Consider the following 24501-nt stretch of genomic DNA (forward strand, 5'->3'; position numbering starts at 1 on the left):
TATATTTTGCCTTAATTGCTTTTAAATTACTACTAGTATTGACACCTTCACATCTAATAATACAGCTAAATAGCTTATAATTGAATCAAGTTCATACTCTTATTTACCGAATCCCGGCTGCCGACAAACATAATCAGATCACCCTTTTTCAGAACGGTATTCCCATTTGGAATAATATTTTCACCATTACGGGATACCGACATAATCAGGGTATCTCCGGGAATTCTGATATCCTTAAGCCGCTTGTTAACAAAAGCGGCATTTGTCAGCACTCCCTCTTCTAGAGACATGGTATCATCACCTTCGGTCAGCAGAGAGAATGCCGCCGGATGTATTACCATATTCTCCAATACCATAAGCGTTGAAAAAACAGGGCTGACAATCCTCACACCAATGTCTTTGAATTCCGTTATATTTGCAGTATTGTTAACAACAGATATAATGTCCTTTACCCCGAAATCATCAATAGCAGTCCGGCATATCTGCATATTTACATCATCACTGGTGGTGGTCAATACTATTATATCCCCGATTGAAATCCCGGCATCCTGAAATCCTGCTACAGTTGTAACATCAGCAGGGAGAACGTTCAGCCCAGCAACCTTGGCTTTTGCTCGCCGTTTTGCCCCAATATCTATCACCGTAACCGTTTGACCATTTTTTACCAGCCGTTCTCCCAACAATATGGAAGTATCGGTAGCACCAATGATAAATACACGCTTTTCCGAAGAGTCTCTCTGTGGTGCAAACTTATCAAACAGCAAAGGTGAAACAATGCATGTTACAATTGCTGATAAGATAATGGCCCCATTGGTATTTTCCGATATTTCACCAAGTTTCAAACCAACAGCAGCAGCGGCTATTATAAGACTCAAGCGGGAAGAAAGCAAAAATCCTGCACTTAAAGCTTCCTTAGCGGTAAATGCAAGCTTAAACAATGCAGCAGGAATCATTTTAACCAAATACAGTGCAATAATTAACAACGGCAGGAAAATCAAAAAGGTGTGGCTTTTTACTGCTTCAGCAATATTGAACTTTGCCCCGACCATAATAAAGAAGATTGGAATAAAAAAACCATACCCGATTGCTTCGAGTTTCAGTGCAAAAGATTCATCCTTTTTATCGGAAACCAGAGAAATAATGGCCCCAGCGAGAAACGCTCCCAGAATAGCCTCAGACCCCAAATGCTCAGAAAAGACAACAAAAGTTAGAATCAGAGCAAAAGAACCCCTGACCCTAATCTGTGAAGTGGCATCAGCAAGTTTCCTGAATATAGGCATCCTGTTTATAAAGGTTGCCAGTTTATAAAAAATGAAAAAAGCCATAAAAAGGAATAATACCAAAAACATATCTTTGACCTGGCCTGATGTAAGCATCAGGACAACAACGGTAATCAGGAGCATGGTGAAGAAATCTGCTACCAAAGCGGTAAGCAGCACAGTTTGTCCAAAAGAACTGTTGATTATTCCCTTCTCCTTGAGTACAGGAACAACAATGCCCAATGAAGTTGTTGACAGGATCAGGGTGACCAACCAGGGACTTTTAATATAACCAAATTCTGATAAGCCCAGTGATATCAAAAAAGATAATATCAAGGTCAGTCCAAAAATTCCGAAGGCCAGAAAAACCGGGTTAGCACCTTTACCTTTTCCTCTTTTAAAAGCCATGCCCAGAGTATGGAAGTCAATTTCCAGGCCCGATAAAAACATCAGGTAAGTAAAGCCAAATGCTGATAAAAAATCCAAAAGCGGCCCTGTTTCAATCAAGTTGAAACCACTGACCCCCAAGATAAGACCAGCCACAATTTCACCTATAACCACCGGCATCCTGAGAAAGGTGATATTATTAGTTATAAAAGGCACAACAAAAGCTGCCAAAATAATAATAAGCAGGGAATAAAACATATGTTGATTTTCCATGTTTCGAGCTCTCCCTCAATATTTAGTAATAAATTACCCAAATCCTCTCATTAGCCTCTGAGAGAATTTGGGTTTATTACTTTATAATCAATTTAACATAAAGAAATCAAAAATTAAACCAGGCGGGTTAAATTTTCTTATAGTTTTTCAGCAGATCTCTGATTGCCTCGGTTTCATCATCAGTTGCCGATACCAGGGGAGGCCTGAGCCCGCCTACATCATAACCCATCAAATTCATGGCCGTTTTTACCGGAATAGGGTTTGTAGTCAAAAACATCCCATCAAATACCGGGATAAGATCCAGGTGGATTTTTCTGGCAGTATCAGTATCACCCTCCAAAAACGCCTTGACCATTGCCTGCAGCTCATTTCCCACAATGTGGGCAACGACACTGACAACTCCATATCCACCCACACTCAGCATCGGTAAAATGATAGCATCCTCACCACAGTATAAAAGGAAGTCCTCAGGAGTCTTTTGCCTGATTTCACCAGCCAGCGGCAGACTTCCGGAAGCCTCTTTAACAGCAATAATATTATCAATCTTTGCCAGTTCGGCAATCGTGTCCGGCAGCAAATGTGACGAGGTTCTGCCTGGGACATTGTATAGCATTATCGGCAGATTCGTAGCCTTTGCAACCGTCCGGAAATGCTGATACATACCCCTTTGAGGCGGTTTGTTATAATAAGGTGTAACCAGCATGGCACCGTCTACACCGACCTTTTCAGCCTCCATTGTCAATGACACCGAATCAGAGGTGATGTTTGATCCGGTTCCCGCAATCACCTTAACCCTGTTGCCCACCTCATCAACTATGGTTTCAAATAATCTGATTTTTTCTTCTCTAGTAAGCGTCGGGGACTCACCTGTTGTTCCGGCTACAACGATGCCGTCAGAACCGTTATCTGCCAAATATCTGGCTAACTTCCTGGCCTGCCCGTAATCAACTTCCATCTTGGAGTCAAAAGGAGTTACCATGGCAGTCAGCACTCGCCCAAAATCTCTCACCACTATTCTAACCTCCATATCTTACTTATTCGCCCAATGCAAAATATTTATGCAAGGCTCTGATAGCTTTTTCCATTTCATCTTGTTTTACCAGGCACCAAATTGTAGAATGCGAATCTGCAGTCTGAAGTATCCGGATGTTTTCCGAAACCAGAGCTGCAATAATGCTGGCCATAACCCCAGGTACTCCAGCCATTCCGGCACCCACAGCCGAAACCTTGGCACATTTTGGGGTAATAATAGGTGAAAAACCCATGTTTTCCAAAATACCAACAGCTTTTCCGGCAACTTCATCTTTTACCGTATAGATTACTACATCAGGATGTATATTTATAAAGTCCACACTAATTTTAGCGCTTGCCATTGCCTGAAATATTTTAAGCTGAGGATGTTCTGCAGATGGAAATTCGGATGTAGCAATTTCAATCTGGGTTACATTGGGAATGTGGGTAATACCGGAAATAATTCGGTCCCGTTTAATTTCAACCCTTTTGTCAAAGGAAGCGGTAACCAATGTTCCGGGAGCATCGGAAAAGGTACACTTCACCCTTATAGGAATATTTTTCTGCATCGCAATTTCAACTGCACGGGGATGAATTACTTTTGCTCCTTCATGAGCCAACTGGCATATTTCGTTATAAGTAATCTCATCAAGGGTTTTTGCATCTTTAACTATACGGGGATCAGCAGTCTTAATTCCATCCACATCTGTATAAATATCAATAGCCTCAGCATTAAGGGCCACTCCCAGGGCCGCAGCAGTGGTATCACTGCCCCCGCGCCCCAAGGTAGTAATCATTCCACTTTCTGTCTGACCCTGAAAACCGGCTACTATAACAATTACTCCTTCAGAGGCATAATGATGAATAAGTTTGGGGTCAACTTTGATTATATGTGCATCTGTGTGCCCATTATCTGTAATAATCCCAGCCTGCCCCCCAGTCAGAAAAATAGCTTTATGCCCCTGACCTTGAAGGGTAGCCACCATTGTAACACCGGAAATGATTTCACCACAGGCCATCAAATTATCCAGAGCCTCTGGGGAGATTGAAGCAGATATACCCTCAACAAATTTCAGCAAAGTATCCGTAGCATATGGGTCCCCTTGCCGACCCATGGCTGAAACAACAACAACAGGGGCATATCCCTCATTTTTGGCAGCAATTATTTTACGAGCTACCTCTTCCCTCAACTCGCGGGATACCAATGATGTGCCGCCAAATTTCTGCACAAGATATTTCATGCTATCATCTCCTAAAAGCAGCCATATTTTACTACTAGTTCTGCAATCTGGACAGCATTAGTGGCAGCACCTTTACGCAGTTGGTCAGATACTACCCACATGTTGAGACCATTAGCAATTGAATTATCCTGTCTGATGCGCCCCACAAAAACTTCATCCCTGTTAGAAGTATGCAGAGGCATAGGATATTCCCTCTTTTCGGGATTATCCTGTACAATGATTCCGGGAGCTTTGGACAATAATTCTTTTGCCTCAGCCGGTGTAATCCTGTGCTCTGTTTCTATATTTATAGATTCCGAATGGCTCCTGAATACCGGTACCCTTACGGTGGTTGCAGTAATCTCTATACTCTCTTCATGCATAATTTTCTTGGTTTCCTTGACCATTTTCCATTCCTCTTTGGTATAATCCAATTCGGAAAAAACATCTATATGAGGAATGAGATTAAAAGCAATCTGGTAAGGAAAAATTTCAGGTGTAATATCCTTACGTCCTTCAGCAAACATATTAACCTGGGCAGCCAATTCTTCAATAGCTTCCTTACCAGCCCCTGACACTGCCTGATATGTTGAAACAACAACCCTTTTGACCTTTGCAGCATCATGAATTACTTTTAGCGGGACCACCATTATTATTGTAGAACAGTTAGGATTGGCAATAATACCCTTGTGTCTTTTAACATCTTCCGGATTTACTTCCGGGACTACCAGGGGTACATCCGGTTCCATTCTGAAAGCGCTGCTGTTATCGACAACTACAGCACCTCTTTTAGCAGCCTCCCGGGCATACTCTTTACTGGCAGACCCTCCGGCAAAAAGTGCAATATCTATACCCTCAAAAGCCTGATTGCCTGTAACCTCTACAGTATAATCCCTGCCTTCCCAATTTATCTTGGTACCTGCTGACCTTTCAGTAGCTAGAAGTTTCAGGCCTCCAACCGGAAAATTTCTTTCCTGCAGAATCTTCAATAACTCTTGTCCAACCGCGCCGGTGGCGCCTACGATCGCTACATTAATTTTTTTCACATATATCCCTCCGTAAATTCAATAAAAAATATATATATTTGTTCACACCGACGGATACAGGTCAACTTGCCCGGCAAACTTATCACATATAATCGTTCTTTTTAATATTGGATAATTACTGGATGTAATTGTTTCCCCTGCAGGGCTAATTTAATGGTATCTGCCATTAATGACATGTTTGCCACAAGAGAATTGGCCTTTACCTGTGGATTATCCTGTCCAAAGGGAACCATATAAATGTTTTTCATATTGAGCAGTAAGCCGATATTTTTGGCATTAATCCCCAGGCCATCATTTGTTGATATTCCCATGACCAAAGGTCTCTGGTTGCGCAAATGAGCCTTTATAGCCATCAAAACAGGGGTATCGGTAATTCCGTTGACCAGTTTAGCCATGGTATTACCGGTACATGGCGCAACAACCATAATATCAAATAATGTATTTGGCCCAATAGGTTCTGCATCCACAATTGTTTTTATTATTTCATGCCCGGTTGTTTCTTCCAACAAATCCTTCCATTCACTTGCTTTCCCAAATCTTGTATCAACAGAAGCAGCACTATATGACATAACAGGGTATACTTCCGCCCCGCTCTCAATCAGGCGTGGCACTTGATTCAAGACTTCTCTGACAGTACAGTGTGAACCTGTAACAGCAAAACCAATTTTAATACCATTAAGTTCCATTAAAGCACCCCCGACTACCCTCTGTCTTCTTTCGTAGAGAATAAAGACGAAGTGTTGGCGAGTTCGCTTACAATTATGTCCGGAATTACTTTAGCTAAAATCATTGCTGCAGTGCGGGGAGCAACTTTTCCCGGCAGTCCGGGAGCCAGTACTGCGTTCCTGCCCAGGTTCTCAGCCGCTTTAAAATCAACCCCCCCCGGTGCTGACGCAATATCACAAATAAACACCGCAGGTTTTGTCTGCCTTAACAAAGACTCATCCAATACAAGGGAAGGCACGGTATTAAATATTATGTCTGCCCTTTCAATATACCCAGGAAGTTGACTGTAGGACATGGGCTCCATTCCCATTTCAGTAATCCTGGCATGGTCAGCCGGTTTCCTGGCAACTACAGATGTTATTGCTCCCAATGCAGACAACATGCGGGCAAGTGTGCATCCACACCTTCCAAACCCAAACACAATTGTGTTGCTGCCATGGATTGTTATATCAGTTGCTTCCATAGCCATTTGAAGAGCCCCTTCCGCTGAAGGGATAGAATTCATAATGGCCACTTCATCTATTCCTGCAATTTCGACTAACCCAAGGCCTCTTTCAGCAATTAATTGTTTGAGCAATTGGCGGGCAAAACCAACAATAATAGTACAATCATCCTTACAGAATTTGATAACATCCCTGGTAAAGCTAAGGTGTTTCTGCGCATACCTTGCCCTTATATAACCTTGTTCATCTATGCCTGACATGGGCAGAATAACGAAACGGGCACCATTCACTGCTTCCCCTGCCGATTCACAGTATTGGATCCGATTGTTCCCGATTAATTTTGTTATTCCGGCCACTCTGACGTTAGCACCCAACTGAGCCAGGTGAGGAGCAAGGATAAGTTCCCTGTCATCTCCTCCAAGGACCGCAACGGATACTCCCGCGAGTATCGAACTCATGCAACAACCTCCTTTGTACACCGACTACTGACAGTATATGAACAGATGCAAAGTGAGGTGCTTGTATAGATCCGGTTTCACTTATTCAGTTAAAAGTTTCTCCAGACCATAAGTTACTCCTTTTAGGTCTGTAACTCTTCTAACTGCCAGGATAACTCCCGGCATAAATGACTCTCTGCTGATAGAGTCGTGTCTTATGGTCAAAGTCTGACCCAGCCCGCCAAAAATAACTTCCTGGTGAGCTACTAATCCCGGCAAACGAATACTATGAATCCTCATGCCATCGTATTCACCGCCCCTGACGCCCAGAAACTTTTCCTGTTCATCCGGGTGGCCTTGCCGGTATTTATCTCTGGTGCCCTTTATCAGTTCAGCTGTCTTGATTGCCGTTCCGGAAGGGGCATCAAGTTTACGGTCATGGTGTAGTTCAATTATTTCAACATTTTTTAGGTACCGTGCCGCTTCTGCAGCAAATTTCATCATCAGCACCGCACCGATAGCAAAATTAGGGGCTATAACAATACCAACCCCGGCCTCTTCCGCCATCCGGTTAATATCAGAAATATCCTCTTCAGAAAGACCTGTTGTGCCAACCACAGCATGCACGTGATGAGTCAGAACAGTATTAAGATTACACCTGATATTGTCTGGAGTTGTAAAATCAACAACCACATCTGCATGTGTTTCCTCAATAACCCGCCCAAGGTTGCCGGTAACAGGTACCCCGCAGGGTTTTCCAGCTGCCAGCAAGCCTATGTCTTCACCATAGTTGTTTATATCCACAGCTCCTACAAGTGACAAATCATTTTCAGCCAGGACAGCTTTAACAACCTCCTGTCCCATCCTGCCGGCGGCTCCGGCCACTATAACTTTTAGCATAAATATCCAGACCTCCTGTTTGTGCACCAAATACCTTAAACTTTATTTTCTTATAAATAGGGCCAGATGTCAAGGGCGAAACATTGACTAACCCGGACAAATATATCGCCCGGGTAACGGTGAAAAACGTTATATATAGGAACAAAAAACCCTTAGTCTGATTATCCGTGATACCTGGTCAAGTTGGGTACTGTCCCGTCCAGTTCAACAATCACAACTTCATTACCAATCTTTTTTATTGACTGCCATGGAATTATAATATGCTGTCTATCCATCCACAAGCTGAAAATGTTGTTTCTGCGGGGCAGTATTATTGATTGAATTTCACCGGTATGGCAGTCAACTATCATATCAGCTTCCCCTATTACTCCCAGTCTTGCCCCATCTACCATATTGATGACTTCTTTCCCCTCAAGGTCACTCATTCGCAGATAATTCATTCTCACACCTCTTCATTTTAAGAATTCTTATCCACCTGTTAAATAAAAAACACCCTCCTAATAATGTTTATGAGAGGGTGTCACAAGCTATTCCATACATTTTAAACTATTTTCCCGTAGAACCAAATCCTCCTGAGCTTCGCATCGTATCATCAAGGTTTTCCGTCTCTGTAAATTGCGCCCTGACAAATTTGTTAATCACCATCTGGGCAACCCTATCCCCCCTGTTAATTTCAAATAGGGCATTTCCATGATTTATAAGGATTAATCCTACCTCACCTCTGTAATCAGAGTCAATAGTCCCAGGTGCATTCACCATAGTTATACCGTGTTTCAATGCCAGGCCGCTTCTGGGCCGAATCTGTGCCTCATAGCCCTGCGGCAGCGCTAAACATATCCCTGTAGGTATTAGTTTAATTTCTCCCGGTTTTATAATCTCCGTTTGCTCCACTGCAGCTAACAGGTCCATTCCGGCTGCCCCAGGAGTCATATACTGTGGCAGGGGCAGCCCTTTGCCAGAATTTGTCCTGCTTACATATACTGTAACCTTATCCATATTTGCCTCCGCTAAAATTAATCAACAGATAGCTCAAGCTCGTTTTCATCTACCTCAGGGCCGACACAAGCTTTAATTATATTATCACCCCTGAACAACCTGTCTGCAAGCCTTTTTACGTCTTCAACACTAACCTTATAAATTTTTTCAAGTGTTTCTTCCACAGAAATAACACGGTTTATTGAAAGCTCCGATTTACCCAGACGGGTCATCCTGCTGCTCACATTTTCCAGTCCCAAGAGTATACTACCCTTCAATTGCTCCTTGGCCCTGACCATTTCTTCGGAGGTTATGCCCTCTTTCTTTATACTGTTTAATTCCGTACTAATCAGGGAAAGAACTTGCTTGAGATTATTCCTGCTAAGACCGGCATATATGGAAAAAAGACCGGCATCTTTATATGAACTATGATAGCTGAAAATAGAATATGCCAACCCCCGCTCCTCCCTAATCTCCTGGAACAAACGGGAGCTTATGCCTCCACCCAGAACGCTGTTAATCAAGTGCAATACATAAATATCTTCATGCTCCATGGGTAATCCTGGGGTACCCACACATAAGTGTACCTGTTCAACATCCTTTTTTTTCATACCAATCTGGTATTTGGCCACCGGTTCAGAGTATATTCTATTTCTGACAACGGTATTAGGCATCGTCCCAAACAACGGAGCAAGTTTGGCAACGACTTGTTCGTGTTTAATGTTCCCAGCTGCAGCCACTACTAAAGAATCTGGTGCATAATTGTTGTTCCTAAAATGAAGCATTTGTTCTCTGTCAATTGTCCTAATTATCTCTTCGGAACCAATAACCGGCTTCCCAAGCGCATGGTCCGACCATAGGGTGCTTGCAAAAATATCATGTACAAGTTCATCGGGTGTATCTTCATACATCTTTATTTCTTCAATGATAACATTCTTTTCTTTCTCAACATCTTCTTCTCTGAAAAGTGAATTAAAATACATATCACTGAGCAGGTCCACTGCTACATCAATATGCTCGTCCAAAACCTTAGCATAATAACAAGTATACTCTTTGGAAGTAAATGCATTAAGCTGACCGCCAACTGCATCAAGGGCTTCCGCAATACCCTTAGCTGTTCTTCCGGCAGTACCTTTAAACATCATATGCTCTATAAAATGAGCAATCCCACTATTACTTTGATCCTCATCACGGGAACCCGTACCTACCCAGATACCAAGTGAAACTGATCTTACATAAGGAATTTCTTCAGTTACTATTCTTACTCCATTTGCTAATGTTTCTTTTTTATACACAAAAACTCCTCTCCTTTAACGTATGTTACTAAAACACACAGCTACCTGTTTACTTTTCGAGACATTTATCAAAATTCCTCCACGATAAACGTAAAAATGAGTCGAAAAAATGTATCCACCACTTCTGTTTTTTTACTTCACGTCCTGCAATAAGCTTTACTTTTCCCGTGTACTGCTTATTTATATAATAACTGACAAAGCCTATAACCTGCCCTTTTCTTAGGGGTGCCATGGGATATGCCTTGATTTCGGGCCTTATTTCTATAGCATCGGGGGTATCAGACGGTATAAGTATCCCTAGGTCAGATTCATATAAAACCGGAAAAGCTTCCTCAGTACCATTCTGAACCCTCAGCATCCTGTACTGTTCCCCGGCTACTGCAACCTGCCGGTATTCATAATGATTGAATCCATATTCAAAGAGCCTGATACAGTCACCCCACCTGTCCCCGCTGCGCAGAACCACAGCTATCAGCCGCCGGTTATCCTTACTGGCTGAGGCAATCAAGCACTTTCCGGCAGCATCTGTGGTTCCTGTTTTGACGCCGTCAGCCCATAAATATCCCCAAAGTAGTTTATTGGTATTATGCAATTTCCGGTCCCACTCTTTGCCCGGCCAGTCAATTACTTTATCTCTGGTGGCAACGATTTCGGAAAACTTCATGTTTGCCAGGGCATTGCGTGAAATCAGAGCAAGGTCATAAGCACATGTATAATGCTCCTCATCCGGCAGACCATGTGGATTAGTAAAATGCGTGTTTAGTGTACCTATTGCCAGGGCCCTAATGTTCATGAGCTGGACAAACCTATCAACACTGCCTGCAATATGCTCTGCAATAGCCACACAGGCATCATTGCCTGATTTCATCAAAGCACCATATATTAAGTCAGATAAAGTAAGAGTCTCCCCTTTGGAAAGATATATACTTGATCCTCCTGTTCCAGCAGCCCTTTTACTGACCGTTACCATATCTTTAAGACAGCCGGTTTCAATAGCCATTAATGCTGTCAGTACCTTTGTAGTACTAGCAGGAGGCCTTTTTTTGAAAGGCTGTTTAGCAAACAAAACCTGCCCTGTCTCGGCATCTATCAATATTGCGGCATCAGCAGAAATGCCGTTAATTTCCGCTGCCGGCGTTTCTGATGCCATTCCGGCAAAAAAAATTACAGCTAAAATAATTATTATTACTTTCCGGGACTTTAGCAAACTGCTCTCTCCTTATTTAATATTCAAGATATCGGAAACAGTGGTCAATTTATATCCCTTTTCCCTTAATACGGTAATTATGGCAGGAAGCGCTTTAACTGTTGGAGCAGTGGGATGCATTAATACTATAGCACCATTATGTGCCTTGTCAGATACTCTTTTAAGAATGGTTGCCGGTTCAGGACGTTGCCAATCAATAGTATCTATACTCCAGAGAATAGTAAGGTATCCGCTCTCTCCTGCAGCTTCAAGCACGGTCTTATTAAACTCACCATACGGTGGGGCATACAAACATGTTCTTACTTTGGTCAATTCAAAGATTGCTTCTTCTGTTTTTTTAATTTCATTAATATTTTTTGATTTGGAAATAAACGTTGGGTGTGGATGAGAATAACTGTGGTTTCCCAATTCGTGGTTCTTGGCAATCTCCTTTGTCAGTTCAGGAAAGTCTTTAACCCATTGTCCTCCCATGAAAAAAGTCATTGATACATTGTTTTTTTTTAAAACATCCAACATCTCGGGAATATACTCTTCACCCCAGACTACATTACAAGTCAGAGCGATCTTTTTTTGGTCTGTGCTGCCCTGGTAAATCGGGTCGAAGTTGCTGATGGCAGGTTTGAAAAGGTTATACTGGATAACTTTAAACACTAGCAGAACAAACAACAATGCCAGTAAAACGGTGATGACCTTCCTGACCAAGTAGTTAAAGTTAAAATAATATATCCTCATCCCAATTCCTCCATCCAGCCCAATTCTCCAAACACCCTTTTTATGAAGTCTATTCACCGGACCATCTATATATTCTAATTAATCTGCAGCGTCCCCGAAATGTGTGCTTAATTTACTGAAATCTATGAAATAAGGGGTAGATATGTTCCGGAAGGCGGAGTCTGTCATCCGTCGGCCCGGCGACCCGCGAAGCGGGAGCCGATGCCGACGGAGATGCAGCCCGCCGGAGGAAAATATCTACCCCTTATATATATTTTAGTTTCCACTTCAAATAAGCTTTTTATCCACCTTATCCCAGAACTCCCAGGACTCAAATCCAAGCCGCCACAGGGCTACTCCTTTAAGGTCATAATCATTAACCAGATTCATCTTAAAAGCCGCACTTTCAGGACTTTCAAACCAGACAACATGCTTTTGACCGTTTTCCCAGTAATAAAAATACGGGGTTTGGGAATAACTGTCCCATTCAATGACAGCACCGTATTTTTCCGCCAGGGCCAGCGCACTGTTTGCCGGAACAGCCTTGCAGCCACCCTTGCCTACTATCCAGTCATAACCATAATTTCCAATACCCAAAAGGATTTTATCCCTTGGTATTATTACTGAAGAATAGGTAATCACATTTTTTACCCATGGCTCTGACGCCACAGGCCCCGGCGCCCCACCAATCCAGTGTTCATCATAAGTCATTAACATAATCCGGTCTGCTACACCGCCCAGGTATTCATAGTCAAATGCCCCACTCCATCCATCATTGATATTGTCACTTGTCTTTGCCGGAACAGAAATGGTAACCTTTAATCCCTGTGGTGCAAGCTTTTTCTTAAGCAAAGTCATAAAATCATTAAGGTCCTGGCGATCCCCTGAAGGAACGTTCTCAAAATCAATATTAACCCCATCAAATCCATTAGAAACTAAACACCTGTAAATACTGTCAACAGCCTTTACACTTAGTTCTGAATTTGATAATACATTATGTATTAACGTCCGGTCAAAACCAGATTTTGTTAAATTATGTACAAGAGCATAAATCTCTATATTGTTGGCCTTAGCAGTTTCCAAGGCCTCAGTGGGAGACTCCCCGGTTATTTCACCTGAAGAGGTTAGAACATAGGAAAAGGCAGCAACAGTAGTGATTCTTCCAATATTGTTCTCGAGGGATGTTTGTGACAGGGTATCAGTCGCCCAATCTTTAGTATAATATCCTAAAATCTCTTTACCGTTAATAACACCATTTGAATATAAATACCTATCATTCCATTCCCTTACCAGGTTTACAAAGCCTTTACCCTTTGCAGCGGCGCTGCGTGACTGTTGGGCTGCACATGTCATTTGTGGTGTTGCTAAAAACAGCATGCTGAATATCAGAAAATAAATGAGCGTAGCAAACCTAATTTTCCTATTATCCTGCATTTTGCTCCCCTTTCTCTGTTGACCTTAACCGACTCAATTATATTTGCAGGCAGAGAAATGGACAACCTCAGGATTATTTGATTGTATAAAGCTGATGTATAAGAAATTAAGATTTAAAATGCCCACATTTGAATTCACCGGTTTTCTTATAAAAGGGAACAAAAACCAAAAACAGCCGCTGGTTGGCTGTTAAGATTCCCTATATATCAGCATTTAAGCCTTATATTAGACTCCGAATAGATTTTTATCCAATTTATGGAACCGGATATAACACCTTTAAAGCTTCAATGTTTCTTTTCCAATCAGCATCACTGGCAGCTGGGGTTTCCAGGATAAGAGGCTTGTCCTTAATCAAAGGATGGCACAAAAAAGCCCGAAAACCTGTTGCACCGATATACCCTGCTCCGATATCAGCATGCCTGTCTTTGGTAGATCCCAGTGGAAACATGGCATCATTAGCATGAATTAACTTGAGTTTATCAATTCCAATAATACTGTTGAATTGCCCTAACGTTTCATTAACCGCTTCACCTGTGGAAAGGTCATATCCGGCCGCAAAGCCATGACAGGTGTCAAAACAAATACCTGATTTATCAATCTCCAACATTTCTAAAACAGATTTCAGGTGCTCAAAAAGATACCCAACCTCGGTACCTGCCCCTGATGTATTTTCAAGTAACAAAACGGTATTGCCCTGGTATTTTTTTAATGCATTGTTCAGCGCCAAAGCTACCTGTCTGAGTCCCTTATCAATTCCATTGCCCTTGTGGCTTCCCATGTGAAGCACCAAATAAATAGCCCCAAGGGCATCTGCCCTCTCCATATCCTCCCTGACCATCTGGGCCGCATATTTATGCATATCAGGGTCAGACGTAGCTAAGTTTAGCACATAGGGAATATGAACAGCTACAGGGGCAATGTCATTTATAAAGCAAAGTTCTCTAAACCTAATGACCTCATCTTCTTTCAATCCCCTTGCTTTACCTCCCCTGGGACTGCGTGAAAAAATCTGACAGGCATTGCATCCCAAAGCTACAAGGTGTTGAACGGCTTTTTCAAAACCACCGCTAATTGATGTGTGGATACCTAACCTCATAAATAAATTGCCCCCCCAACCTGCAAAAATAAAAACCGATATTAATCGGTTTTTACGCTTACTTCTCCGCTGCCTGAGCACGTAAAGCTTCTTTCCTGGAAAGGTTAACCCTGCCCTGCTCATCAATTTTTATTACTTTAACCATTATCTCATCACCAACTGAAACAACATCCTCAACCTTACCTACTCTCTGTTCGGCAAGCTGTGAAATATGCACAAGACCTTCCTTACCTGGAAGCACTTCCACAAATGCTCCAAAATCAGTAATTTTAACAACTTTACCTAAGTAAATCTTGCCTACTTCGACATCAGCCGTAAGACTCTCAATAATGTCAAGAGCTCTCTTGCCTGCTTCACCGTCAACAGCTGCAATAAAAACCCTGCCGTCATCTTCAATATCAATCTTAACCCCAGTTTCATCAATAATTTTCTTAATAGTCTTCCCGCCTGGTCCAATAACGTTTCTTATCTTGTCAGGGTCAATAGTTGTGGTAATAATCCTGGGAGCATATGGAGACAAATCAGGCCTTGGTTCAGAAATTACATCAAGCATTTTCTGCAGGATGTGCATCCTGCCTTTTCTTGCCTGTTCCAGCGCTTCTTTTAATATCTCCCGGTTAATCCCTGATATTTTAATATCCATCTGAATAGCGGTAATCCCGTTTTTAGTCCCCGCCACCTTGAAGTCCATATCACCAAGATGGTCTTCCATTCCCTGAATATCTGTCAGTACAGCAAACTTGTCCACTCCTTTAATAAGTCCCATTGCTACACCTGATACCGGTAATTTAATGGGAACCCCTGCATCCATGAGGCCCAGTGTAGAGCCACAAACACTCCCCATAGAAGTAGACCCGTTTGATTCCAGCGCCTCAGAAACAATCCTTAATGTATACGGAAACTCTTCCTCTGCTGGAATCATTGGTTCCAGGGCACGTTCTGCCAGGGCGCCATGTCCGATTTCTCTGCGGCCCGGCCCTCGCATAAACCTGGCTTCACCAACACTGTATGGCGGGAAATTGTAATGGTGCATATAACGCTTAGATTCCTCCACTCCAAGGCCATCCAGAATCTGCTCATCACCAACGGCACCAAGGGTAACAACACTTAATATCTGGGTCTGTCCCCTGGTAAATAGTCCGGAACCGTGAGTTCTGGGCAACAATGACACCTCACAGGTTATAGGTCTAACCTCGTCAAGAGCACGGCCGTCAATGCGAATCCGGTCATCTAGTATGGAACTGCGCATAACTTCTTTTTCCAGCATGTCCATAGCATTGCCAACGTGTTTTGACAGATCTTCTTCCGGATACTTTTCGCTATAATACTTTTTAACCTCTTCTTTAATGCTCTTCAAGAATTTTTCTCTGTCCTGTTTAGCCATTTTTTTCTCGATACACTCCCTGATGGCAGCCTCCACCTTTGGCAGTGCGAAAGATCTTACCTCAGCTTCAATTTCTTCAGGAACAGTAAAAACAGTATACTCATAATCAGTTTTGGCATACCCTTCCGTGAGGGCAGTCTGCCTGAATTCATCAATAAAACCCACTATTTTTTTGATTTCTTCATGGCCATACATAATGGCATCAAGCATTATTTCTTCCGGAACTTCTTTAGCCCCAGCCTCAACCATAATAACAGCATCTCTTGTTCCGGCAACAGTAAGGTGCAAATCACTGACCTCAGATTGAGATAGTGTGGGATTAATGATAAATTTCCCATCAATTCTTCCTACCACAACAGCAGCAATGGGACCCATAAAAGGTATATCAGATAAAGTAAGCGCTGCCGAAGCTCCGATAAGAGCTATTACATCCTGCGGGTTATCCTGATCAACAGACAGAACAGTTGCTACAATGTGGACATCGTTCCTATATCCTTTAGGAAATAGCGGTCTAATTGGCCTGTCTATAAGTCTGGCGGCAAGAATTGCTCTTTCACTGGGCCGGCCTTCCCTTTTTATAAAACCTCCAGGAATCCGTCCCACTGCATACAACCTTTCCTCATAATCAACTGTCAATGGAAAAAAGTCTGTCCCCTCCCTGGGTTCTTCTGAACGGGTTGCAGTTACCAAGACAACAGTATCTCCGTAACGCACTAAAACAGCGCCACCAGCCTGCTTAGCAAGCTTTCCTGTTTCTATGGACATTTCCCTGCCTCCAACAGGCAAGCTTCGAATCAAACCATTAGTTTGTTTAGTCATAAAGGGTAATTTCCCCTCCTTTTTATCATTTTTAAACCTAAATAGTTTAGTTTAGATATTCATCATATTATTTCCTTCTATTGATGGTAAAAATACACAAAATCAATAATACGGAAAAAAAAGCGGGTATACCCCGCTTTTCTTTTAACGCCTTAACCCGAGCTTCTCAATAATTTGACGGTACCGGTCAAAGTTGTTCTTCTTCAGATAATTAAGCATCGCCCTTCTCTGACCAACCATCTTCAAGAGACCACGCCGGGAATGATGGTCTTTTTTATGGATTTTTAGATGCTCTGTCAGATAAATAATACGTTCAGTAAGAATTGCAATCTGCACTTCCGGTGATCCCGTATCTGACTCATGAAGCTTATATTTTTCAATTATTTGCTTCTTTTGGTCTGTAGCAAGTACCATGATGTCACCTCCTTTTATATTTTATCCCCATTAGCCAAGATAATCGTCGGAGAATCGAATTCCCTAGCTGATGGTTCTCTATAGCAAAACATTCTGATTAACAGAATTCCAGCTAACTTCATTTTCCTATAACAGTAATAACTAACCTTCCTTGTGGGATGTCCTTTGCCACTATATCAAATACGCGCCCTGATTCGGCAAAAAACCCTCGAAACCTTGTTGCAGTAGGTATCTTGCCAGGAATCTCCCGAGCTGCATTAATAATGTCAGCCGCAGTAACCTTCTCTTGGCGTAAATCCCTTAACCGCTTGCGAGCGTGTTCTGTAATCAAAATCCGCATATCTGACCTTTCCTAATAAATTTGTTTTTCGCTGCCAATTTCTTCCCTTTCGGTCAGAATTGAATACAATGCATCCTGAAATGCGGTTAGCAGTGCATTTTCAATTTTATCTTTCAGGTAAATGTTTTCCAGTTCCTTCCTTAAGTCATTGAATTCTTTACTTAGACATACCTCTGCGACCTGGTCAACCACTCTTTTCTTTTCATCTTCTCTGGAATCGGAAACAGCAATTACCATCTAAATGCCTCCCCCCAGTTTTAAGGGCGGTAACCGTTAATAATTTTAACACATATTGCTCCACATGTAAATTATCTTATAAATAGTATGTTATAAATAGTATATTTTATTATTGCATGGTTTATGCCTGATTAAGCTTGTAATAAAAGTTTAGCCTTTTTTACGTCCTCATTAATTTGAGTCACCAGGTCCTGAACCGAAGAAAACCCTTTTTCGCCACGCAGTCTCGCAATAAACTCCACCTTAATTCTAGTATTATAGATATCTGCCGAAAAATCAAAACAATGAACTTCAAGGTTTTTGGGCTGATTAAGTTTAAATGTCGGCTTTATTCCAACATTAGCCACTCCATTGTATATTTTATCCTTAATATGTACTTTGACGGCATATACCCCATTCGCTGGAACAAGGATGCTTTCCTGAAGGTTCAGATTAGCTGTCGGAAAACCAATTTCCCTGCCCCTTCTGTCTCCTGTTACCACCCGTGAAATGACAAAGGGATAATATCCCAAAAAACCGGCAGCCTCAGAAACATCCCCTTTAAGAAGCAATCTACGTATCAAGGTACTGCTTACTTCGGTATCATCGCGTTTCACCGGTGGTATTGTAATTACATCAAAACCAAATTTAGCACCAAACTCAGTAAGCATTTCCGGCGTTCCAGAGCCCCTATAGCCAAAATTATAATTATAGCCTACGACAACCGCGCTTACTGCCAGCTTATTCACCAGTATATCCCTGACAAACTGTTCAGGAGTCAGACGGGCAATTTCTTGTGAAAATTGGCAGATTATAAGCAACTTAATACCCATTTCCGATAAAATCTTAATTTTATCTTCTTTTGTAAGCAGCAAAGGAGGACTGCAATCCGGCTGAATTACCGTCATTGGATGAGGGTCGAATGTGAAAACTCCTGATACTCCCTCTGTCCGGTCTGCTAATTGTATGGCTTTTTTTATAAGTTCCCGGTGACCAAGGTGTACCCCATCGAAATTCCCTAGGGCTATTACTGAATTATTATATTTACCTGTAATTTCATCCAATCCATGATAAATATCCATTGATATTTCTCCTTCTAGCAAAATACTTTAACCGGTTGAAAAACAAGCCCGTTTTGACTGTTAAGGGATTGAGCTTTATCATTCTGCCGGACAGAAACCCTGGCAACGGCCAGACAGCCTGCTTTTGAAGTCATCAGCTTTACATGCTGATTTTCTCTGAGCTCGGCCGGCTGCTGCAAAACTCCCGGCTCATATACCAGGTTGCCATGTTGTATTGATTTTACTGTATCATCATGCACCCATACCTCTTCAAAAGGCAGGACCTGGTCTATTGGAATAAGTTTCGTTTGGAGCTGACCCTGCTCATACAAACTAACAATTTCCTCCAATAACAATGAATCATCCAAATGAAATTGTCCACTTCCTGTCCTTGCCAAAAAAGACATATAAGCTCCCAACCCAAGGCTCTCACCTAAATCATGACATATTGTCCGGACATAAGTTCCCCTGGAGCAAGTTATGTCAAACAACAGACTTGGATTGGGTGTCCCGAATCTCCAATGCTTAATCATCTTTATATCAAAAACTTCTATAGTTCTGGGTCTGCGTTCAACTTCTAAACCTTCCCTGGCAATTTCATAAAGTTTCCTGCCCTTATGTTTTACTGCAGAAACCATTGGCGGCAGTTGCTGTTGAAGTCCTTTAACTGCCAAAAGCGCTTTTTCCGCCTCTTGCCATGAAATACCGGAAGCATTATTTGTTTTTAACACCTGCCCATATCCATCTTGAGTATCGGTACTGGAACCAAAGGTGATTTCTGCCCGGTAGCACTTTACATTATCATCCAGGTATTCAATTACCCTGGTTGCCTTACCCAAGCATACAACCAATACACCAGCCACATTGGGATCTAGTGTCCCGGTATGACCGGCTTTTTTTTCCTTTAAGGTCCGGCGCAGATAATTTATTACATCGTGAGATGTCATTCCCGGCGGCTTAAAAACATTTAGTATTCCGTTTATCCCACTGGGCTGTATTATCATATCGACCACCAGTAATCAAAAAAATTAAATGCTGTTTCCCGTGTCCAGTGCCCTGGCACACAAATCTATAACCCTGCTTTCCACATCTTCCATACTGCCATCAACCAAACACCCTGCAGCCCGGGGATGTCCGCCTCCTCCAAATTCAGCTGCAAGCTTATTTACATCACTATACTTATTGGAACGCAATCCAACTTTCACCTTTCCGGGAACAATCTCTCGGAACAAAATGCCAATTTCTGCCCCTTCAAGCATTCGCGGGTAATTTATGATACCCTCTGCATGTTCATCTCCTGCTCCCAATTCAAGCATTATACTAAGAGGCAGGCTAATCCATGCTATCCGTCCCTTACCTGATGTTTGCAGGTGGTCAAGGGCATAACTAAGAAGTTTAAGGTGTACATACTCTTTTCTTTCAAACAAATTCCTGTTTATCTCAGCAATATCAAGGCCGGTTTTTACCAGTTCAGCCGCCACTTCATGTGTTCTGCTCGAAGTATTGTTAAATCTAAATGATCCTGTATCCATTACAATTGCGGTATATAGGTTAACTGCCATATTAGAGTTAATAGTGACTCCCATATGTTTAATCAGTTCAAAAACAATTTCTCCGGCAGCAGCTGCCGTAGAGTCAACATAATTGTAATGTCCGAACTCACGGTTGCTAATGTGGTGATCAATGTTAACCACCAAAGATATATCTGAAATATACCGGCTTATTTTATCCCCCAAACGGTTCATGTCGGTACAATCTAAAACAACTGCAAGATCACATTTTTCCGGAAGATTTTCCACTGTGCGGATTTCACCTGAACACGGTAAGAAGTCATAGACAGCCGGAATCTTATCAGGAGTTAAAACATAAGTCTCCAGACCCATTTCAGACAACAGAAACCCCATCGCCAGCACAGACCCGATACTGTCCCCATCAGGCATTTCATGACCACATATTACAGCTCTTTTACCGTTTTTTAAACAGCGGGAAACTTCATCAAGAGTGTTCATAATTAATTCTCCGTTTCCTTAACTTCTTCAAGCAGTTTCATTATACGGGCTCCATACTCAATGGAGGAATCGAACCTGAAGGTTATTTCCGGAGTATATCTTAGCCTCATTCTCTTTCCCAATTCACCGCGGACAAAGCCTTTAGCGTTTTCAAGTGCCTGCATTGACTGTAATTTTGTATCATCATCACCATAAATACTTACAAAAACCTTAGCATAACGGATATCTGAAGTCACTTCAGCTCCGGTTACAGTAACAAAACCTATTCGTGGATCTTTTATTTCCTCTCTTAACATCTGGGTAATCTCTTTTTTTATTTCTTCAGCAACCCTATTTGCCCTATGGGATGTCATCAGGCTCACCCCCTACCGCCTTTTGTATTCTCCGTTTTTAAAGTTCTCTTTCTACCTGTTCCATTATATATGGCTCAATTATATCTCCCTCAGAAATATCATTAAACTTAGCAATCATTATGCCGCATTCATAGCCTTCAGCAACTTCTTTAACATCATCTTTAAATCTCTTCAAGGAATCTAGTTGTCCCTCATGCACCACTATCCCGCCCCTAATAACCCGAAGCGCCGCATTTTTAGTAATTTTACCGTCAAGAACATAACATCCGGCAATAGTACCAACCTTAGAGACTTTAAATGTCTGCCTAACCTCTACTCTGCCAATTACTACCTCTCTAAATTCAGGTGCCAGCATACCAACCATTGCCGCCTTAATATCTTCTATAGCGTCATAAATAACCCTATATGTCCGTAAATCCACCTTTTCTTTTTCTGCAGCCTTTCTAGCATTCACATCCGGCCTCACGTTAAAACCGAGGATTATCGCATTTGATGCAGAAGCCAGCATAACATCAGTTTCAGTTATTCCACCAACGCCTCCGTGAATAGGTTTAACCCTGACCTCATCATTTGAGAGTTTTTCCAAAGCCTGTCTAAGAGCCTCAATGGAACCCTGGACATCAGCTTTAATAATAATATTAAGATCCTTAACCTCACCCTGTTTAATCTGCTTAAATAAGTCGTCTAACGATACCTTTGCAGTTATCTTCTGTTCCTCTTCACGTCTTTTGTCTATCCGTTTACCGGTAATTTCCTTGGCTGTCTTGTCATCCTTGACAACATGAAATGTGTCACCAGCCAGTGGGACATCCGATAAACCGAGTACCTCAACAGGTGTGGACGGTCCAGCCTTTTTAATACGACGGCCCTTATCATCAACCATTGCCCTTACTTTACCATGGGCATGACCGGCAACAATCGAATCACCAATCACCATGGTTCCGGTCTGAACCAATATAGTAGCTACAGGTCCCCGGCCCTTATCCAACTCTGCTTCAATTACGGTTCCTTTAGCAGGCCTTTGAGGATTGGCTTTAAATTCCTGAACCTCTGCAACAAGCAGAATCATCTCCAGAAGGTCATCCAAACCTTCCTTAGTTTTAGCTGATACAGGAACTGTAATAGTGTCTCCACCCCATTCCTCAGTGACAAGACCATACTCGGTAAGTTCTTGTTTTACTTTGTCAGGGTTCGCACCCGGTTTATCCATTTTATTTATAGCAATGATAATAGGTACCTCTGCCGCTTTTGAATGGTTAATAGCTTCAACTGTTTGTGGCATAACGCCATCATCAGCAGCAACAACAATAATAGCTATATCGGTGGCCTTGGCTCCCCTTGCTCTCATAGCTGTAAAAGCTTCGTGGCCCGGTGTATCCAGGAAAGTTATTTTTTTACTATTATGCACAATTTGATAAGCCCCAATATGCTGGGTTATCCCTCCAGCTTCACTGGCGGTTACATTCGCTTCTCTTATGGCATCCAGCAAAGAAGTCTTCCCATGATCAACATGTCCCATTACTGTAACTACACAGGGACGTATTACCATGTCTTCTGGATTATCCTCAAATTGGTCAATAGTTTCGAGGATGTTTTCTACAATTTTTACTTCAACTTCACGCCCATATTCACCGGCAAGTACAGCAGCTGTATCAGCATCAACTTCCTGATTAATCGTTGCCATTACGCCCAACGCAATAAGCTTTTTAATCAGCTCAGTGGCAGGTTTAGCCAGTTTCGTGGCAAGTTCTTTAACTGAATTAGATTCACTGATAACAATCGGTTTTAGGCTTTTAACTTCATTTCTATTAGCTGCTGGTGTCTCTGATCTTTTTATGTTAGTATCTCTGGTATCTCCTGGTCTTCTGCCACCAGGTCTTTGCCCCGGCCTCCTGCTTCCCGGCCTTGCGCCTTGCGGCCTGCTTCCCGGCTGGGCGCCTTGCGGCCTGCTTCCCGGCCTTGCACCTTCCGGCCTGCTTCCCGGCTGGGCGCCTTGCGGCCTGCTTCCCGGCCTTGCACCTTCCGGCCTGCTTCCCGGCCTTGCACCTTCCGGCCTGCTTCCCGGCCTTGCACCTTCCGGCCTGCTTCCCGGCCTTGCACCTTCCGGCCTGCTTCCCGGCCTCGTGCCTTGCGGCCTGCCTTCCGTTCTTGCACCTTGCGGCCTGCCTTCCGGCCTCGTACCTTGCGGCCTGCCTTCCGGCCTCGTACCTTGTGGCCTGCCTTCCGTTCTTGCACCTTGCGGCCTGCTTCCCGGCCTTGCACCTTCCGGCCTGCTTCCCGGCCTTGCACCTTCCGGCCTGCTTCCCGGCCTTGCACCTTCCGGCCTGCTTCCCGGCCTTGCACCTTCCGGCCTGCTTCCCGGCCTTGCACCTTCCGGCCTGCTTCCCGGCCTCGTGCCTTGCGGCCTGCTTCCTGGCTGGGCGCCTTGCGGCCTGCCTTCCGGCCTCGTGCCTTGCGGCCTGCCTTCCGTTCTTGCACCTTGCGGCCTGCCTTCCGGCCTCGTACCTTGCGGCCTGCCTTCCGGCCTCGTACCTTGTGGCCTGCCTTCCGTTCTTGCACCTTGCGGCCTGCCTTCCGGCCTCGTGCCTTGCGGCCTGCCTTCCGGCCTCGTGCCTTGCGGCCTTGCACCTTCCGGCCTGCTTCCCGGCTGGGCGCCTTGCGGCCTGCCTTCCGTTCTTGAAACAGGAGCTTTCTTTTCAGGCCCCATCATTTTACGAGCTTTAATCACTTCTTCATCTTCGAGTGTACTCATATGGTTTTTAACATCTATACCTATCCCTGTGAGTCTACTTATCAGTTCTTTACTTTCTAGATGAAGGTCTTTTGCTAATTCGTATACACGAAGTTTACCCATCCTTTCACCCCCACTGTTTTGAGTTTCTATACAATGTTAGAAACTCTCCTCTTCCTCTCCGAAGAGTTGGTGCAATCTACTAGCAAAATTGTCATCGGTAATAACCACTACGGACCTTGGAGACCTACCCAAAGCCATACCAAGGAGCATTTTCTCACCAGCCTCAATGCACTTTATTTTGTGAGAACATGCCATAACAGTAAAGTGTCGTTTTGTCTTATCCGATGCATCCCTAGCCAGAATCACAAGTCTGGCTTTCTCTTTTTTAATCATTGCCTCAGCCGCAGTTTCCCCCGATTGAGCTTTGCCGGCTCGCTGGGCCAGCCCAAGAAAGTCATATCCTTTGCGCACCGGAGTTCACCAGCCGTTCTTTTAATGTTTCAACTACTTCCTGCGGTACTGTTCGACCAAATGCCTTTTCCATTCGTTTTCCTTTAACCGCCTTAAGCAAGCACTCTTTTGTGGGACAGATATAAGCCCCCCGCCCGGATCGCTTGCCTCCGGCATCTATTTCAATAATGTCATCAGGTGTTCTTACAACCCTGATTAACTCCTTTTTGGGCCTCATTTCCTGGCAACCAAGACACATTCTCATGGGAATCTTTTTTTTCTTCACCATGCGTCCTCCGAT

General features: G+C 43.1%; 25 protein-coding genes. All 25 read right to left on the reverse strand.

What is annotated here, in order from left to right:
* Positions 1-74 precede the first annotated feature (74 nt).
* The 25 genes from ABFY19_RS08150 to rnpM all read right to left on the reverse strand — a co-directional run bounded on the left by ABFY19_RS08150 (position 75) and on the right by rnpM (position 24489).
* The gene (locus ABFY19_RS08150) at positions 75-1919 is read right to left on the reverse strand and encodes a monovalent cation:proton antiporter family protein (RefSeq protein WP_418790161.1); all 1845 of its coding nucleotides are present in this window, start codon (positions 1917-1919) and stop codon (positions 75-77) included.
* Positions 1920-2046: 127 nt separating this feature from the next.
* Entirely contained in the window at positions 2047-2931 is an 885-nt protein-coding gene (gene dapA, locus ABFY19_RS08155) for a 4-hydroxy-tetrahydrodipicolinate synthase (protein ID WP_418790162.1), read from the reverse strand.
* 22 nt (positions 2932-2953) lie between these two features.
* The gene (gene dapG, locus ABFY19_RS08160) at positions 2954-4171 is read right to left on the reverse strand and encodes an aspartate kinase (protein ID WP_418790163.1); all 1218 of its coding nucleotides are present in this window, start codon (positions 4169-4171) and stop codon (positions 2954-2956) included.
* A gap of 11 nt (positions 4172-4182) precedes the next feature.
* The gene (locus ABFY19_RS08165) at positions 4183-5196 is read right to left on the reverse strand and encodes an aspartate-semialdehyde dehydrogenase (protein ID WP_418790164.1); all 1014 of its coding nucleotides are present in this window, start codon (positions 5194-5196) and stop codon (positions 4183-4185) included.
* Positions 5197-5297: 101 nt separating this feature from the next.
* Positions 5298-5882 carry a dipicolinate synthase subunit B gene (locus tag ABFY19_RS08170; protein ID WP_418790165.1) on the reverse strand — a complete coding sequence of 195 codons (585 nt, stop codon included), beginning with the start codon at positions 5880-5882 and terminating at the stop codon, positions 5298-5300.
* Positions 5883-5896: 14 nt separating this feature from the next.
* Complete coding sequence (gene dpsA, locus ABFY19_RS08175) at positions 5897-6823, reverse strand: dipicolinate synthase subunit DpsA (protein WP_418790166.1); 927 nt, start codon at positions 6821-6823, stop codon at positions 5897-5899.
* 81 nt (positions 6824-6904) lie between these two features.
* Positions 6905-7702 carry a 4-hydroxy-tetrahydrodipicolinate reductase gene (gene dapB / locus ABFY19_RS08180; protein WP_418790167.1) on the reverse strand — a complete coding sequence of 266 codons (798 nt, stop codon included), beginning with the start codon at positions 7700-7702 and terminating at the stop codon, positions 6905-6907.
* Positions 7703-7863: 161 nt separating this feature from the next.
* Positions 7864-8142, reverse strand: a complete 279-nt coding sequence (locus ABFY19_RS08185) for a YlmC/YmxH family sporulation protein (RefSeq protein WP_418790168.1) — start codon at positions 8140-8142, stop codon at positions 7864-7866.
* A 106-nt stretch (positions 8143-8248) separates the two neighbouring features.
* Positions 8249-8698: a dUTP diphosphatase gene (gene dut / locus ABFY19_RS08190; RefSeq protein WP_418790169.1), complete on the reverse strand. Its 450-nt coding sequence runs from the start codon at positions 8696-8698 to the stop codon at positions 8249-8251.
* Positions 8699-8715: 17 nt separating this feature from the next.
* On the reverse strand, positions 8716-9972 hold the full coding sequence (locus ABFY19_RS08195) for a M16 family metallopeptidase (RefSeq protein ID WP_418790170.1): 1257 nt from the start codon (positions 9970-9972) through the stop codon (positions 8716-8718).
* Positions 9973-10021: 49 nt separating this feature from the next.
* Positions 10022-11179: a D-alanyl-D-alanine carboxypeptidase family protein gene (locus ABFY19_RS08200; RefSeq protein WP_418790171.1), complete on the reverse strand. Its 1158-nt coding sequence runs from the start codon at positions 11177-11179 to the stop codon at positions 10022-10024.
* A gap of 12 nt (positions 11180-11191) precedes the next feature.
* Entirely contained in the window at positions 11192-11968 is a 777-nt protein-coding gene (locus ABFY19_RS08205) for a polysaccharide deacetylase family protein (RefSeq protein WP_418790172.1), read from the reverse strand.
* A 210-nt stretch (positions 11969-12178) separates the two neighbouring features.
* Positions 12179-13324 carry a glycosyl hydrolase family 18 protein gene (locus ABFY19_RS08210; RefSeq protein ID WP_418790173.1) on the reverse strand — a complete coding sequence of 382 codons (1146 nt, stop codon included), beginning with the start codon at positions 13322-13324 and terminating at the stop codon, positions 12179-12181.
* 253 nt (positions 13325-13577) lie between these two features.
* Positions 13578-14420 carry a deoxyribonuclease IV gene (locus ABFY19_RS08215; protein ID WP_418790174.1) on the reverse strand — a complete coding sequence of 281 codons (843 nt, stop codon included), beginning with the start codon at positions 14418-14420 and terminating at the stop codon, positions 13578-13580.
* A gap of 58 nt (positions 14421-14478) precedes the next feature.
* Entirely contained in the window at positions 14479-16623 is a 2145-nt protein-coding gene (locus tag ABFY19_RS08220) for a polyribonucleotide nucleotidyltransferase (protein ID WP_418790175.1), read from the reverse strand.
* Positions 16624-16767: 144 nt separating this feature from the next.
* Complete coding sequence (rpsO, locus tag ABFY19_RS08225; protein ID WP_418790176.1) at positions 16768-17037, reverse strand: 30S ribosomal protein S15; 270 nt, start codon at positions 17035-17037, stop codon at positions 16768-16770.
* 118 nt (positions 17038-17155) lie between these two features.
* Positions 17156-17377, reverse strand: a complete 222-nt coding sequence (locus ABFY19_RS08230) for a hypothetical protein (RefSeq protein ID WP_418790177.1) — start codon at positions 17375-17377, stop codon at positions 17156-17158.
* Positions 17378-17389: 12 nt separating this feature from the next.
* Positions 17390-17614: a hypothetical protein gene (locus ABFY19_RS08235; protein WP_418790178.1), complete on the reverse strand. Its 225-nt coding sequence runs from the start codon at positions 17612-17614 to the stop codon at positions 17390-17392.
* Between the two features lie 131 nt (positions 17615-17745).
* On the reverse strand, positions 17746-18675 hold the full coding sequence (locus ABFY19_RS08240; protein WP_418790179.1) for a bifunctional riboflavin kinase/FAD synthetase: 930 nt from the start codon (positions 18673-18675) through the stop codon (positions 17746-17748).
* A 14-nt stretch (positions 18676-18689) separates the two neighbouring features.
* A complete protein-coding gene (gene truB / locus ABFY19_RS08245; RefSeq protein ID WP_418792563.1) occupies positions 18690-19658 on the reverse strand; it encodes a tRNA pseudouridine(55) synthase TruB in 969 nt (322 codons plus the stop codon).
* Positions 19659-19682: 24 nt separating this feature from the next.
* Positions 19683-20663, reverse strand: coding sequence for a DHH family phosphoesterase (locus tag ABFY19_RS08250; protein ID WP_418790180.1), 981 nt, complete (start codon positions 20661-20663; stop codon positions 19683-19685).
* A 2-nt stretch (positions 20664-20665) separates the two neighbouring features.
* On the reverse strand, positions 20666-21016 hold the full coding sequence (gene rbfA, locus ABFY19_RS08255) for a 30S ribosome-binding factor RbfA (protein ID WP_418790181.1): 351 nt from the start codon (positions 21014-21016) through the stop codon (positions 20666-20668).
* A gap of 37 nt (positions 21017-21053) precedes the next feature.
* On the reverse strand, positions 21054-23870 hold the full coding sequence (infB, locus tag ABFY19_RS08260; RefSeq protein ID WP_418790182.1) for a translation initiation factor IF-2: 2817 nt from the start codon (positions 23868-23870) through the stop codon (positions 21054-21056).
* A gap of 36 nt (positions 23871-23906) precedes the next feature.
* Positions 23907-24221: a L7Ae/L30e/S12e/Gadd45 family ribosomal protein gene (locus tag ABFY19_RS08265; RefSeq protein ID WP_418790183.1), complete on the reverse strand. Its 315-nt coding sequence runs from the start codon at positions 24219-24221 to the stop codon at positions 23907-23909.
* Positions 24205-24489 carry an RNase P modulator RnpM gene (rnpM, locus tag ABFY19_RS08270; protein ID WP_418790184.1) on the reverse strand — a complete coding sequence of 95 codons (285 nt, stop codon included), beginning with the start codon at positions 24487-24489 and terminating at the stop codon, positions 24205-24207. The genes ABFY19_RS08265 and rnpM overlap by 17 nt, the downstream gene beginning before the upstream one ends.
* Positions 24490-24501: the final 12 nt, after the last annotated feature.

The organism is Phosphitispora sp. TUW77 (genome assembly GCF_048453025.1).
GTDB lineage: Bacteria > Bacillota > Thermincolia > Thermincolales > UBA2595 > Phosphitispora.

What these genes read in the sequence shown, in the direction of transcription:
- ABFY19_RS08150 (WP_418790161.1), bottom strand. Translation starts at nt 1,919, where the DNA reads ATGGAAAATCAACATATGTTTTATTCCCTGCTTATTATTATTTTGGCA.
- dapG (WP_418790163.1), bottom strand. Translation starts at nt 4,171, where the DNA reads ATGAAATATCTTGTGCAGAAATTTGGCGGCACATCATTGGTATCCCGC.
- ABFY19_RS08170 (WP_418790165.1), bottom strand. Translation starts at nt 5,882, where the DNA reads ATGGAACTTAATGGTATTAAAATTGGTTTTGCTGTTACAGGTTCACAC.
- dpsA (WP_418790166.1), bottom strand. Translation starts at nt 6,823, where the DNA reads ATGAGTTCGATACTCGCGGGAGTATCCGTTGCGGTCCTTGGAGGAGAT.
- dapB (WP_418790167.1), bottom strand. Translation starts at nt 7,702, where the DNA reads ATGCTAAAAGTTATAGTGGCCGGAGCCGCCGGCAGGATGGGACAGGAG.
- ABFY19_RS08185 (WP_418790168.1), bottom strand. Translation starts at nt 8,142, where the DNA reads ATGAATTATCTGCGAATGAGTGACCTTGAGGGGAAAGAAGTCATCAAT.
- dut (WP_418790169.1), bottom strand. Translation starts at nt 8,698, where the DNA reads ATGGATAAGGTTACAGTATATGTAAGCAGGACAAATTCTGGCAAAGGG.
- ABFY19_RS08210 (WP_418790173.1), bottom strand. Translation starts at nt 13,324, where the DNA reads ATGCAGGATAATAGGAAAATTAGGTTTGCTACGCTCATTTATTTTCTG.
- ABFY19_RS08215 (WP_418790174.1), bottom strand. Translation starts at nt 14,420, where the DNA reads ATGAGGTTAGGTATCCACACATCAATTAGCGGTGGTTTTGAAAAAGCC.
- ABFY19_RS08220 (WP_418790175.1), bottom strand. Translation starts at nt 16,623, where the DNA reads ATGACTAAACAAACTAATGGTTTGATTCGAAGCTTGCCTGTTGGAGGC.
- rpsO (WP_418790176.1), bottom strand. Translation starts at nt 17,037, where the DNA reads ATGGTACTTGCTACAGACCAAAAGAAGCAAATAATTGAAAAATATAAG.
- ABFY19_RS08230 (WP_418790177.1), bottom strand. Translation starts at nt 17,377, where the DNA reads ATGCGGATTTTGATTACAGAACACGCTCGCAAGCGGTTAAGGGATTTA.
- ABFY19_RS08235 (WP_418790178.1), bottom strand. Translation starts at nt 17,614, where the DNA reads ATGGTAATTGCTGTTTCCGATTCCAGAGAAGATGAAAAGAAAAGAGTG.
- ABFY19_RS08240 (WP_418790179.1), bottom strand. Translation starts at nt 18,675, where the DNA reads ATGGATATTTATCATGGATTGGATGAAATTACAGGTAAATATAATAAT.
- truB (WP_418792563.1), bottom strand. Translation starts at nt 19,658, where the DNA reads ATGATAATACAGCCCAGTGGGATAAACGGAATACTAAATGTTTTTAAG.
- ABFY19_RS08250 (WP_418790180.1), bottom strand. Translation starts at nt 20,663, where the DNA reads ATGAACACTCTTGATGAAGTTTCCCGCTGTTTAAAAAACGGTAAAAGA.
- rbfA (WP_418790181.1), bottom strand. Translation starts at nt 21,016, where the DNA reads ATGACATCCCATAGGGCAAATAGGGTTGCTGAAGAAATAAAAAAAGAG.
- infB (WP_418790182.1), bottom strand. Translation starts at nt 23,870, where the DNA reads ATGGGTAAACTTCGTGTATACGAATTAGCAAAAGACCTTCATCTAGAA.
- rnpM (WP_418790184.1), bottom strand. Translation starts at nt 24,489, where the DNA reads ATGGTGAAGAAAAAAAAGATTCCCATGAGAATGTGTCTTGGTTGCCAG.